Origin of the sequence: Nostoc sp. CMAA1605, from assembly GCF_021596505.1 — a bacterium.
Classification (GTDB): domain Bacteria; phylum Cyanobacteriota; class Cyanobacteriia; order Cyanobacteriales; family Nostocaceae; genus Trichormus.
In genome coordinates this window covers 92,258-103,995 of the sequence record NZ_PJIZ01000013.1, presented here as the reverse complement: position 1 = coordinate 103,995, position 11,738 = coordinate 92,258, and the positions used below count along the sequence as shown (strand labels likewise).

General features: G+C 40.5%; 14 protein-coding genes. 3 read left to right on the top strand and 11 right to left on the bottom strand.

Features of this window, described 5'->3' with window-relative positions; genetic code table 11:
- The first annotated feature begins 26 nt into the window (after nt 1-26).
- From CV014_RS07375 to CV014_RS07365, 3 genes are all read left to right on the top strand, one after another.
- Nucleotides 27-437, top strand: coding sequence for a QcrA and Rieske domain-containing protein (locus CV014_RS07375; RefSeq protein ID WP_236141433.1), 411 nt, complete (start codon nt 27-29; stop codon nt 435-437).
- A gap of 116 nt (nt 438-553) precedes the next feature.
- Complete coding sequence (locus CV014_RS07370; RefSeq protein WP_236141432.1) at nt 554-1,765, top strand: HEAT repeat domain-containing protein; 1,212 nt, start codon at nt 554-556, stop codon at nt 1,763-1,765.
- Nucleotides 1,766-1,920: 155 nt separating this feature from the next.
- A complete protein-coding gene (locus CV014_RS07365; protein ID WP_236141431.1) occupies nt 1,921-2,598 on the top strand; it encodes a Crp/Fnr family transcriptional regulator in 678 nt (225 codons plus the stop codon).
- A gap of 34 nt (nt 2,599-2,632) precedes the next feature.
- Here the strand turns inward: CV014_RS07365 and CV014_RS07360 are convergent, their stop codons facing one another.
- From CV014_RS07360 to CV014_RS07310, 11 genes are all read right to left on the bottom strand, one after another.
- A complete protein-coding gene (locus tag CV014_RS07360; protein ID WP_236141430.1) occupies nt 2,633-3,037 on the bottom strand; it encodes a ChuX/HutX family heme-like substrate-binding protein in 405 nt (134 codons plus the stop codon).
- Nucleotides 3,038-3,202: 165 nt separating this feature from the next.
- Nucleotides 3,203-4,156 (bottom strand): PhoH family protein, encoded by a 954-nt coding sequence (locus CV014_RS07355; RefSeq protein WP_236141429.1) that lies wholly within the window; start codon nt 4,154-4,156, stop codon nt 3,203-3,205.
- A 232-nt stretch (nt 4,157-4,388) separates the two neighbouring features.
- On the bottom strand, nt 4,389-4,565 hold the full coding sequence (rpsU, locus tag CV014_RS07350) for a 30S ribosomal protein S21 (RefSeq protein ID WP_103136576.1): 177 nt from the start codon (nt 4,563-4,565) through the stop codon (nt 4,389-4,391).
- Nucleotides 4,566-4,887: 322 nt separating this feature from the next.
- Complete coding sequence (locus tag CV014_RS07345; RefSeq protein WP_236141428.1) at nt 4,888-5,310, bottom strand: KH domain-containing protein; 423 nt, start codon at nt 5,308-5,310, stop codon at nt 4,888-4,890.
- A complete protein-coding gene (rpsP, locus tag CV014_RS07340) occupies nt 5,273-5,533 on the bottom strand; it encodes a 30S ribosomal protein S16 (protein ID WP_041555828.1) in 261 nt (86 codons plus the stop codon). The genes CV014_RS07345 and rpsP overlap by 38 nt, the downstream gene beginning before the upstream one ends.
- Before the next feature lie 253 nt (nt 5,534-5,786).
- Nucleotides 5,787-7,250 carry a signal recognition particle protein gene (gene ffh, locus CV014_RS07335; RefSeq protein ID WP_236141427.1) on the bottom strand — a complete coding sequence of 488 codons (1,464 nt, stop codon included), beginning with the start codon at nt 7,248-7,250 and terminating at the stop codon, nt 5,787-5,789.
- Between the two features lie 638 nt (nt 7,251-7,888).
- On the bottom strand, nt 7,889-8,308 hold the full coding sequence (locus CV014_RS07330; RefSeq protein WP_236141426.1) for a hypothetical protein: 420 nt from the start codon (nt 8,306-8,308) through the stop codon (nt 7,889-7,891).
- Nucleotides 8,305-9,171, bottom strand: coding sequence for a hypothetical protein (locus CV014_RS07325; protein ID WP_236141425.1), 867 nt, complete (start codon nt 9,169-9,171; stop codon nt 8,305-8,307). The genes CV014_RS07330 and CV014_RS07325 overlap by 4 nt, the downstream gene beginning before the upstream one ends.
- Before the next feature lie 250 nt (nt 9,172-9,421).
- Nucleotides 9,422-9,982: a hypothetical protein gene (locus CV014_RS07320; RefSeq protein ID WP_236141424.1), complete on the bottom strand. Its 561-nt coding sequence runs from the start codon at nt 9,980-9,982 to the stop codon at nt 9,422-9,424.
- Nucleotides 9,983-10,150: 168 nt separating this feature from the next.
- A complete protein-coding gene (locus CV014_RS07315) occupies nt 10,151-10,942 on the bottom strand; it encodes a peptidoglycan recognition protein family protein (protein WP_236141423.1) in 792 nt (263 codons plus the stop codon).
- A gap of 40 nt (nt 10,943-10,982) precedes the next feature.
- Nucleotides 10,983-11,687, bottom strand: coding sequence for a peptidoglycan-binding protein (locus tag CV014_RS07310; protein ID WP_236141422.1), 705 nt, complete (start codon nt 11,685-11,687; stop codon nt 10,983-10,985).
- Nucleotides 11,688-11,738 lie beyond the last annotated feature (51 nt).

The window sequence follows — 11,738 nt, the reverse complement described above, 5'->3', positions numbered from 1 at the left end:
TGACTAATGACTATTGACTAAAAATTATGAAACGTCGTGATTTTGTGAATTGGGTTGGTTTGGGTTTGTTAGCTAGTAGCTTACCTGTAGCGATCGCAGCTTGTACTAATCAAACAACCGCATCAGGCGAATGGCAAACAGTTGGTACTGTTGCAGACTTAGATAAGGCTGGGAAATTACTCAAGGAAAACTTACCTATTGGTTCTGTTTTAGTGGTGGGGACATCAAAATCAGCTAATTTAGTGGCTGTCAATCCCACCTGTACCCATAAAGGTTGTATTGTGGAATGGAAAGATGCCACCAAAAAATTTGTCTGCCCTTGTCATGGTGCAGAATATGGTGTTGATGGTACAGTACAAAAAGCTCCAGCTACGAAACCACTCAAAACTTACGCCGCCAAGATAGAGGGTGATTCGGTCGTAGTTAAGCCCAGTTAGTAGAAGCAAGGGGGCAGGGAGCAGGGGAGACACGGTAGACAAGGTAGAATTTTCCCAATCCCCAGTTCCCAATCCCCAATCCCCAATCCCCAATTTAAGAATTCAAGCAAGGTTTTGTGAATAATATCGGGCAGCTTTTGGTGCAAGCGCAGACAGCGCATAATGAGGCTGATTGGTCATCGCTAATTCAAGATTTACAACAATTGATTTTGGTTAATGACTCAAAACATTCAGAGACACTAAATCCAGAACATCTGTTGGAATTAGCATTAAAAATTCTAGAGATGGGAGATTTTCAGCAACGTTGGGATATTACCAAGGTGCTGACTCAATTGGGAACTATCGCCATTCCCTCATTGATTGCCATCTTAGAAGATGAAGATGCAGACGATGAATTACGCTGGTTTGCAGTGCGGATTTTAGGAGAGTATCAGCACCCAGATGCGATCGCTCCTTTAGTAGAATTATTACAAACTACTGAGGATGAAGAACTGCAAGCGATCGCCGCTACAGCACTGGGACGAATGGGAAATTTGGCGATTCCTTACCTTTGTGAACTTCTAAAGCAAGAAGATACTAGACTTTTAGCAGTGCGATCGCTTGCTTATATTCGCAAGCCAGAAACTATCACACCACTATTGAGTGTAGTTAAAGACCCCCAAGTCCCAGTCAGACAAGCCGCCTTAGAAGCCCTCAGCAGTTTTCATGATGAACGTCTACCACCCGTACTTTTGAATGCACTAGAAGATGTTGCTGCTAGTGTCAGATGTGTGGCTGTCAAAGGTTTAGGTTATCGTGCTGATTTAGCCACTCAATTAGATTTAGTGGCTAAATTACAGCCTCGACTCTATGATTTTCATATTGAGGTTTGTTGTACCACTGCTGTCACCTTGGCTCGAATAGGTGGCGATGTAGCGACTCAACATTTATTTACGGTTTTAATTTCACCCCATACACCGATTACTCTACAACTAGAAATCATCCGCGCCTTAATTTGGGTAGAAACATTATTAGGTTTGGAATGTTTACAAACAGCACTCAATCAACTAACTTCACCCACAATCTGGCAAGAAGTTGTCACAGTTTTAGGCAGAGTCAGAAAACCAGAATTAATCACTAAAGGGACACAAATTTTGCTGGAAATGCTGGAAACACAGCATCCAGCCACTAAAATTACTGCTGTGAAAAGTGCGATCGCACTATCTTTAGGTCAGTTGGGTTGTCAAGATGCTACGCCATTATTAACTGCTATGCTGGAAGATGAAGATGAATTTGTCAGACTTCATGCGATCGCTGCACTCACAAAACTAGGCATTCATAGTGTGTAAAAATTTATCGTTTCGCACCCAATTTCGCCATTATGATCAAAGAAAAAAGTAAAACAACATTAATTCAAGCTCCCAGATTTATCTGTGGAGTATTTAATTTTTAATTTTTAATTTTTAATTTTGAATTTTGAATTTTGAATTCGGAGCGAAGCGACGTGACTTTGACTGAACGTGTCTTGGAAGTCAAACAATTTTTACACAAGACACCAATTTTTCAAGATATTTTAGATGAACAATTGCAAGCACTAGCTCATATTGCGATTCCCCAAACTTATCAAAAAGGAGAAACTCTTTTTTGGGAAGGAGACACAGGAACAGGGTTTTTTATTGTCAAATCAGGCAGAATTAAAGTTTTTAAAGTAGCCAATGGAGGTAAAGAGCAAATTCTGCACATTTTTGGTGCAGAAGAACACTTTGCTGAAGTCCCTGCCTTCGATGGCGGAAATTTCCCCGCATCGGCCGCCGCTTTAGAAAATTCGGAAGTAGTATTTATCCCCAGAACAGCATTTTTGATGGTTTTGCAACAACATCCTACACTAGCGATCGCTATGTTGGGAACATTTGCCCGACATTTACGCCGATTAGCGCATTTAGTCGATACCCTTTCGTTTCAGGAAGTTCCAGAACGCTTGACAAAATATTTATTAATGTTGAGCGATCGCCAAGGCAACACTGATATAGTTGAACTCGATTTACCAAAAGGACAATTAGCTGCACTTCTAGGGACAATTCCCGAAACCCTTTCCCGCGCCTTTTATAAACTCTCTCAATCTGGCATGATTGAAATGAATGGCACAAAAATTAAGTTATCTCCTCAATTACGCCAACAATAAAATCAACAGGTTTGATGAAATCCTGTCTTTTTATCTACAAAGTTTCAATAGCTACAGGATGCCATATTTCACCATACTTTGCTTTTAAACCTTGCCAAGCTTCCACTTGTCCTGGTTCGTATTCACCTGGTTTACCCCACTGTAAAAATATACTCAAAGCAGGTTCTTGCTTTTCATCTAAAAAGCGAATTGCATAAGTTGTAAAATTACCTCTTTTTGCTTCTCCAGTTTCAAATTTCACTTGTGTAATTTTGTCCATATTCAAATGAAATTCAAAACCCTCTGTGTGCATATTGGCATATTTACCCTTAGGTAATTCTGCATAAAAGAGTTTTTCTATTTTTCCCCTTGCTTCTAAAACTGCTGCACTACTAGTCACAATTAACCGCAGTGTTCCCAAACTTTCACAAGCTTCTAAAAATTCTTTTAAATTAGACACCTTAATACCCTCTTCTATCAATTCAAAATTCAAAATTCAAAATACTCTACAAGAAAGCTTACGCCTGCAAAATTCAAGATTCTGTTCTCTGTTACCTGTTCCGTAATGACTAATGACTAATGACTAATGACTATTGACTAATGACTAATGACTAATGACTAATAACTACTGCTCATATTTTTCATACGCGCTGACAATGCGCTGTACTAAAGGATGACGCACAACATCTTTTTGCGTAAACTCCGAAAAAGCAATCCCTTCAACGTGCTTTAAAATTTGCAAAGCTACCGCTAAACCTGATTGTTGATTCATTGGTAAATCCGTTTGTGTGATGTCGCCTGTAATTACCATACGTGAACGGAAACCCAAACGAGTCAAAACCATTTTCATTTGCGCGGGTGTAGTGTTTTGGGCTTCATCCACAATCACAAAAGCATGGTTGAGAGTCCGTCCCCGCATATAAGCTAATGGCGCGACTTCAATAATTCCCCGTTCAATTAGGTTAGCTACTTTTTCTTGATCAACAAATTCATAAATGGCATCGTAAAGAGGACGCAGATAGGGGTCAATTTTCTGTTGTAAGTCTCCTGGTAAAAATCCCAGTCTCTCACCAGCTTCTACAGCCGGACGGGTTAAAATGAGTTTCTCAACTTGATTGGTGAGGAGTGCTTGAACTGCAATCACAACAGCTAAATAAGTCTTACCTGTCCCCGCAGGACCAGTACAGAAGGTTAAGTCATGCTTACGAATTTGGTCAATGTACTGGCGTTGTTTAAAGGTTTTGGCACGAACTTCATCGCCACGACGAGTTTTGGCTAATACATCTCGCTGTAATTGTTGCAGTTCTTCTTGGCGATTGGTGTCTAAAGCTTGACGTGCGGTTGCAATATCGGCACTGGAGATAATATTGCCATGAATCCAGATATTTTCTAGCGATCGCACTAATCTAGCGGCTAATTCTTTTTGTGCATCTGTACCAGAAATATATAATTCTTGCCCACGCAGGACTACGTTAGCTCCCGTTTGTTTGGCTAAGATTTTTAGGTTTTCTTCTCTATCACCTGCTAAAGCGATCGCACTGGGAACGTTAGGCAGCTGAATTATTAAGGCATCTGCCATAGTTATTATTTAATGTATGAGGGGCAATTTTTAACAACAGTTGATTAATTGCGTGAGTTTTTTATTATTTTAGTAAAGTCTATTTTTATACTATCTTACAATTAAAAATCTGGCTCATTTTTTAGTTTTATTTAGTTTAAATTTATGAATATTTTTACTATTAAATTCTGATATTTAGACAGTAGAGACGCGATCGCATCTCTACTTTACTTGAGGTTGCAACTAAATTAATTTAGTAGCGTCCACCTCTACGTGCTGTTTCTGCTTTGCGTTTACGGCGCAAGCTGGGTTTTTCGTATCGTTCCCGACGTTTAACTTCCGATAAAATGCCGGCTTTTTGAATTTTTCTTTTAAAACGTCTAATTGCTGAGTCAATAGACTCATTTTCACCTAAACGGACTTCAGCCACTCCCTGGTTTCACCTCCTGAGAGAGATTATCAGAGTTGTGTATCAGCATCACTAACTGTCTATAGTGGTAACTTTTGGAGGAAATTCTCAAAAGATTTTTTCGTCTTTAGAGTTTTCCTGTATTTTTTTGGAAGATTCTGAGCGGAGGCGAGTTAAAAAGGCAAAAGTTCAAGGGTAAAAGGCAAAATAAGAAGTAGTATCACCAGAGTTACAAACCCCTAATTTTATTTCAATTACCTAATTTTCATTACGGTAACTGTCTTTTTCCTTTTTCCTTTTTCCTTTTTCTTTTAACCGCTCAGGCTTCTTATTTATTTTTAACCTAACGGGAGCGGGGTTTAACAACAGGTCTTGATGAATTACGCCGTTCTCGTGTTCTGGGAGTTGGCGATCGCTCTGGCTGATCTTCTTCAGCAGACAAACCTTCCCGTCCAGGGTTGGTGTTGCCATAGATATCCAGGTAAACTGTTTGTTGCGACAGTTGCGCCGCCGCAGCAATCACTGTGCGAATTGCCTGAATATTTCTCCCTCCCCGGCCAAAGACTTTCCCTTTATCGGTACTTTCAAAGGCGATGCGAATCCAAACCCGGTTTAAGGTTTGAGAAATTTCACAATCAACACTTAAAGACTCTGGAAACTCTAAAAATGGCTGCATCAAAAATTTGACTAGCCCAACATAGTTAGGGCTAGCTGTTGCTGCTGTAGGATTATGATGCGGTTGTGGCACTGACCTGTTCAAAGACATTGGCTTTTTGTAAGATGCGACGTACTGTGTCAGTAGGTTGTGCGCCTTGCTGTAGTCGCTTGACGATGCCGGGGACATCCAACCGCACTTCATCTGTTCTGGGGTTATAGAAACCCAGTTCTTCTAAAGGACGGCCATCGCGGCGAGAGAGACTATTCATAGCGACAATGCGGTAGCTCGCTTCCCGCTTTTTACCGTATCGCTTCAAGCGCAATTTGATCATGGTTGAAGAATCATTCTCCTATTCGTGGATAATTTCAGGAAGCAACCCGTTTAAAGTCATAACTTCCCATACTGAAATGCTAATTTTAGCACTTGTCTATGGTTTACGGCTATGATTTCTCAGAGGAAATTAGGTATAGGGTACAGGGCATAGAGCATGGGGCATGGGGCATGGGGCATGGGGCATGGGGCATGGGGCATTAGGGTAAATTTTCCCCTACACCCTTACACCCTCATACCCCTACACCCTTAGCTTAAAGATTCCCAAACCCTTTTTTCTTCTTATCTTTGGGTTTTTTCTTCTTCGCGCCGCCGCCGTTATAGCCGCGCCAACCGGGGGCTGCGGGACGGCCGCCGCCCATACCAGCAAAGGCGTTACCCATACCGCCACCGCCGAACATTCCGGGCATTCCTGGGAAGCTACCTTGACCCATTTGCTGCATGAGCGATCGCATTTTTTGGAAATCAGCCACTAATTTACTTACGTCGGCTTCTCCATAGCCCGAACCTTTAGCAATTCGCCGCCTTCTACTTGGTGAACTCGCAAGTAAATCTGGGTCGCGGCGTTCTTCTATGGTCATGGAGTTGATCATGGATTCACAGCGTTTTAACTGAGTTTCGCCGTGTTTTAGCTGATCATCAGAAAGTTTGCCCATCCCTGGAATCATCTTGAGGATTCCCCCCAATGACCCCATATTTTTCAACAGGCGCAGTTGCTTGACGAAATCGGTAAAGTCAAACTTGGCTGACAGGATTTTCTCCTGCATTTTTTCTGCGTCTGCTAGGTCGATTTCTTCTTGGGCTTTTTCTACTAAGGTGAGAACGTCACCCATCCCCAAAATCCGGGAAGCCATACGGTCTGGGTAAAAGGGTTGTAGGGCTTCGACTTTTTCACCTACGCCCACAAATTTAATCGGCGCGCCGGAAATTTGCCGTACTGACAACGCTGCCCCACCACGGCTATCACCATCCATCTTGGTAAGGATTGCGCCAGTGATACCGATTTGTTCATGGAAGGTACGGGTAAGATTTGCTGCTTCTTGACCCGTCATGGAATCCACGACTAACAGAGTTTCATGGGGTTCGACTGTGGCTTTGATGCGGGCTAATTCCGCCATCATATCCGCGTCAATTTGCAGACGACCTGCGGTATCGATAATAACTGTGTTTACACCTTCCGCCTTGGCGCGTTCCACCCCTTGACGGGCAATTTCTACGGGGTCTGCATCGCTTCCCATGTCAAAAACAGGGACATCAATTTGTTTACCCAGGGTGATTAACTGGTCGATAGCGGCGGGACGATATACGTCTGTAGCTACTAACAAGCAACTACGCTCTAATTTGCGTAAATGTAAAGCTAACTTAGCGGTGGCTGTGGTTTTACCAGTACCTTGTAAACCAGCCATTAAAACGATAGTCGGCTTTTGTGCAGCTTCCGCTAGGGGAACATTCTCTTCCCCCATCACTTGCACTAACTCATCGTAAACAATTTTGATGAATTGCTGGTCAGGACGCACACCGCTAATGACTTCGGCCCCCTGCGCCTTGGCTTCAACTTCGCTAATAAAATCTTTGACTACCTGGAGGTTAACGTCTGCTTCCAACAGGGCGCGGCGCACTTCCCGCAAAGCATCTTGGATATTAGATTCCGAAATTTTATCTTGACCGCGTAGTTTCTTCCAGGCGGATTCTAAACGTTCAGCTAATGCGTCAAACATATCTTAGTTACAGTTATTGAGCCAATGGGGATGTCCGAATCACCGTTTGGGTGCGATTCAGAGGTTAGTGATTTTAATGTACTACTTACCAGCTTAGTAGTTTTTTCCCCAACTTGAGCCTACTGTGTACAAGCAAGTCCAAAATTTTCACGCTAAACCCAGATTCCCACTATCACTATGAAGCATCCCAATGAGTGCAAATTGACTAAGTTAGCAGTTAGTCATTGCGAATGGAGCGTTCGCCCTTGGTGTTCCCGTTCGCGTAGCGTCCCGCAGGGAAGGAGAAGGGTAGCGAAATGAAGCAATCGCAAAGTCTAAATGCTGCGATTGCTTCGCTTCATTTCATTACGCCCGCAATGACAAAATATGTTTTTACGCATTTGGGATGCTACCCTATCACTAAAAGTTCCGGACTAACAGCAAAAGTCTACAAAATGTGAGAGAGGATGTTTGAAAAGTCCCTACGTATGTAGCAAATACTTTCCTAATCTAATTTCTTGTTCACGTTTAATGTTTTCTTGTTTTTCTTTACCAAAAACTCTTCTTTGCTAGTTTTTCTTCTGCTTATTTTTTTGCTTCTTAGTTCGCTATTTTTATTATTTCTACCTGTAAATATTGGAAAAATACATTCCTGGAATTTATACTGCCACAAATCTAATAATTACACGAGTCAATCTCATAAAGAAATTCAACACCTTCTCAGCTTGAATTGCCGCATCAATATCTCGCTTGATGTTTTGCAGTTCGGCAATAATTTGGTCGTGATCTGGACTGATTAAAACTTGTCTCAATGTTGCTGCTGTCACCGCATTGAGTGCATCATCACATTGTTCAATAGCTTCAAAGAGCATATCGACAAATTCCCAATTATCTTCCTCTTGTGCTGACGCGAGTGCAAAGTTTAATTTGAAACTAATGTTTTTTAGAATTTTTTGTGCTTGTTGAAAGACTTGTAGATCGATGGGTTTACCAGGAGACAGACTTGCTATCGACTCAATGCTATTAATAATCTGTTTTATCTGTTCTTTAATTTGGTCGAGGCTAGTTGTGGTAATCATCTTAAACTATCTCCTAATGATGAACAATCGAGAAGTTGAGAATTGCTAGTTGTAGATGGGAAATTCTGTCTTTGTTTGTTTAAAATATCATTCAAGATTGGATCTGTCTGAATTGCTGTTTGAATCTCTTTAGTCCTGACATTTACAGCAGTAATATCTGACCCAAAACTAGAAGCTATTCCTAAAGTTGTGGTGATTTTAGCAACAATTTCGTCAAAGCTTAAGTCTTTGTAGGCTTCGATGAGTTGGGAAAGTTTTGCTCCTGTATCGGCTGTCAGCAAAAGTTTAGCTCTAGCTTGACAAATCATTGTTTTCTCTTGTGTATTAATGCTAAATAACTCATCTAAAAGTTGTTCCCCTTGATTGAATATTTCTGTTTTTTCAGCCTCAGAATTAGCATTCTGAAATTGCTCTCTGAGTTTGTGAAAGCGAGAAAGAATAAGAACTCGATCTGGATTTCTCGGTGAGGGTGGATCTTGAGCAATCAGTTCAGCTAGCAGTAGCATTTTCACGGTTAATCGCCTAGAAGGTTCAGCCGCTCTAGTAACTGCACCTGCTTCAGTGCCTAATAATCCAGCTTGTTCAATGTTGTTAAAAGTTTCGCCTGCTACGATATATTCTTGCTTGAGATCGTTGAGAACAGTATTAACAGGACTTGGTCGAGGATTTGTCCGCAGTTGTCTTTCAATTATTTGTGATACTTGGTCTATATCATCAAATTCTATATTGCGATCGCTTAATAGTCTTTTTACCAATATTCGACGCAGTTCAACTGTTGAACGTGGTAGAGGATTGAGTTGATAGATAGTTTTGACAGCTTCAATTGCATCATTTGCCTGACTTTTAAAGTTCAGTGCTGTCATTCGAAGTACAGCTCTTCTCTCTGGACTGCAACCACTGAGAACGATACTTGCTATCAATAAGATGAGAAAATTTTTTAACTGAACTGAATTTTTCATTAAGTAGCTTTAAATAGTATGGGAAAATTCAATTAGATAATCTGGGAAATAACTCAGCTAAATTTCATATTCACAAAGCTAATGCTGACGCATTCTGAAAAAAAATTTCTCGTTGACTGAAAATTGAGAGTAATTAATACTTGCTTACAGACATTCAATCGGATAGAAATTCCTGAAACTCCTTCACAGCATCGCGTTTTAACCAAGAATTGATTTCCTTGCGTTTCACCGGCCCGTTATGGTTGACGGTAAATCGAAGAAGTCTAGCACAATACTCAATAGCAAATTTGTGGTTACTTTTCGAGACTTTGATAAATGTTTCGCAATCTGTCTTACCCGAAACATCCTTAAGCAACTTTTTCAAACTAGGGTCGAAACCCATCGAATCACCTGAGCATTGAAAAATTCCAGCCTCTTCCGTACAAGGGGTGTTAGAGTTAGGATTGGTGCTATCCCTTCCTTCTTTCCAATTCCATGAACTCTCGAAACCACCAAGTACCCTCAGTACCTCTAGCATGACTGCTTTACGGTGAAGAAGACCATTCCAAGGATCGAGTTCTGGAGCAACACTGACATAAATATCGTTATTGTTATTCTCCTGAAATATTTCATCTGGAGCTTGCCTAGCCCAATCTATCAACTCATTCAGAAACGAATCTGGAGGAAGACCACGATTATAAACGGTTGCTTTACATTCGATAAATTTCCTAGTCATTTAAAGTGCCTCAATAGAATTAATTACCCACATTTGTGGCATTGCTGAATGACTCTCTCGATATCTTGTGGTCAAGTGTATAGTGTTTGATGAAGATTAATGATCTGTTTGCAGGACATTTCCCCATCTCACTTTCCACTAAATTCGAGAAAGCCATTTGAATTAAACCTATAAACCTAGTGCTTTGCGAGTATCAGGCCCAACAATGCCATCGTCAGTTAGCCCAACAGAACGCTGAAAAGCGATAACAGCTTGTCTTGTATTTTCGCCAAAATCACCATCTATTCTTCCAGGAGAAAAGCCTTTATCTGCGAGTTTTTGTTGAAGTTCGATCACATCTTGACCGATTGAACCTAGTTTAAGTAATGGTTGATCATCTTCAAGAGTAGTACCTAATTTATCAGCCACTTCTTGTCGTAAACGAGGTAATTGACTAAATAACCAGTCACCTGGACAATCTGTGTTACTAAACTCTCGATGTCCTCGAATATTCTTAGGATTAATATTGCAAGATTCACACAAAGAAACGCATAATTCAACTAAACTATCCCACTGCTTTTGTCCCATGTTAAAAGTCATGAAGTTGCCTTCATTTTCAATTCCAGGCGATTGATTACCACCAGCAAGTCTATTTCCATCTTGTTTAGCGTGGGCAGAACGAACGCACATTCCTTGTTTGACTGCATTAAGTGTTCCATGTCTTCCTTCTAGAAGAACTCCTCCAGTCGTATTCAAAAAATTATGTCCAGAATCGCTCCATCCGTTGCCATCTATGTGGAATTTCTGAATATCACGGGCTAATTTTTTTCCTCCTTCTACTGTCCCTTTGGAAGAATCATTAGGAGGATTTTGATTGTTGGTATGGTGAATAACTATAAATTTAGGAACTGTTCTTTCAAAAGATCTAGCAGATATTGCACCCCATTCTTCGGTTGTAATAACTTTGGCAGTAAAAGCCATTTCTTTCTTCTCCTGTTTAGAGTAATATAAATTAGAGATTTTAAAGTCCAAGTGCTTTTTTGGTTTTTTCACCAACAATGCCATCAATGGGTTCTAAATCTTCTTTTTCCTGAAATTTAATAACAGCATTAGCTGTTGTCTGTCCGAAGAATCCATCTGCACCGCTTGTACCCAAATCAAAACCCTTTTCAATTAATTTTTTTTGAATGGCTTTGACATCATCTCCTTGCATCAGAGGAGTAGTTAAAAAAAGCAATCTAGGACTAATTTCTGTTCTTATTCCAGGCTGTGTCAAGCCATTTAATTCTGATTGAATAATGGGAAATTTTTGTTTCCAAATATCAGGAATATTAATATTTAAGCCATCATCAATATGTACTGGATCACCAAAATCTCCTCCCCAACGTAAAACAGGATGCTTACGAATCGCTGTAATAAACGCTTGAATTGCTGGAGGTAGTGAATCAAAATTACTAAGCGCATCACTATTAAACAGTTTTCCTCCTATTTTGATATTCATGTCAATTGCATGACCAATAAAGTGATTAGACATCTTCGCCGGAGTAAACACTGCTCCCCCAACAGGAACATTCCAAGCACGAGTTGAGCTAGTCACAAAAATATTTAGTCCGTTGGTATCTGCAAAGTCATTAATTTTTTCGAGATGAGGAATAAATTCTATATCGGCTAAGACGGGTTTACCGATAAATTGAGAACCGATAAAAGTTTTGAGTTCAGTTGTCATAGAAAATTCTCCAGCTTATGTCATTTTGTTGCCAGATTTCTCATGAAAATT

Bases quoted from the DNA above. Each gene is read 5' to 3' on its own strand.
- CV014_RS07375 (WP_236141433.1), top strand. From the start codon at position 27: ATGAAACGTCGTGATTTTGTGAATTGGGTTGGTTTGGGTTTGTTAGCT.
- CV014_RS07355 (WP_236141429.1), bottom strand. From the start codon at position 4,156: ATGGCAGATGCCTTAATAATTCAGCTGCCTAACGTTCCCAGTGCGATC.
- CV014_RS07345 (WP_236141428.1), bottom strand. From the start codon at position 5,310: ATGTCTTTGAACAGGTCAGTGCCACAACCGCATCATAATCCTACAGCA.
- rpsP (WP_041555828.1), bottom strand. From the start codon at position 5,533: ATGATCAAATTGCGCTTGAAGCGATACGGTAAAAAGCGGGAAGCGAGC.
- ffh (WP_236141427.1), bottom strand. From the start codon at position 7,250: ATGTTTGACGCATTAGCTGAACGTTTAGAATCCGCCTGGAAGAAACTA.
- CV014_RS07330 (WP_236141426.1), bottom strand. From the start codon at position 8,308: ATGATTACCACAACTAGCCTCGACCAAATTAAAGAACAGATAAAACAG.
- CV014_RS07325 (WP_236141425.1), bottom strand. From the start codon at position 9,171: ATGACAGCACTGAACTTTAAAAGTCAGGCAAATGATGCAATTGAAGCT.
- CV014_RS07320 (WP_236141424.1), bottom strand. From the start codon at position 9,982: ATGACTAGGAAATTTATCGAATGTAAAGCAACCGTTTATAATCGTGGT.
- CV014_RS07315 (WP_236141423.1), bottom strand. From the start codon at position 10,942: ATGGCTTTTACTGCCAAAGTTATTACAACCGAAGAATGGGGTGCAATA.
- CV014_RS07310 (WP_236141422.1), bottom strand. From the start codon at position 11,687: ATGACAACTGAACTCAAAACTTTTATCGGTTCTCAATTTATCGGTAAA.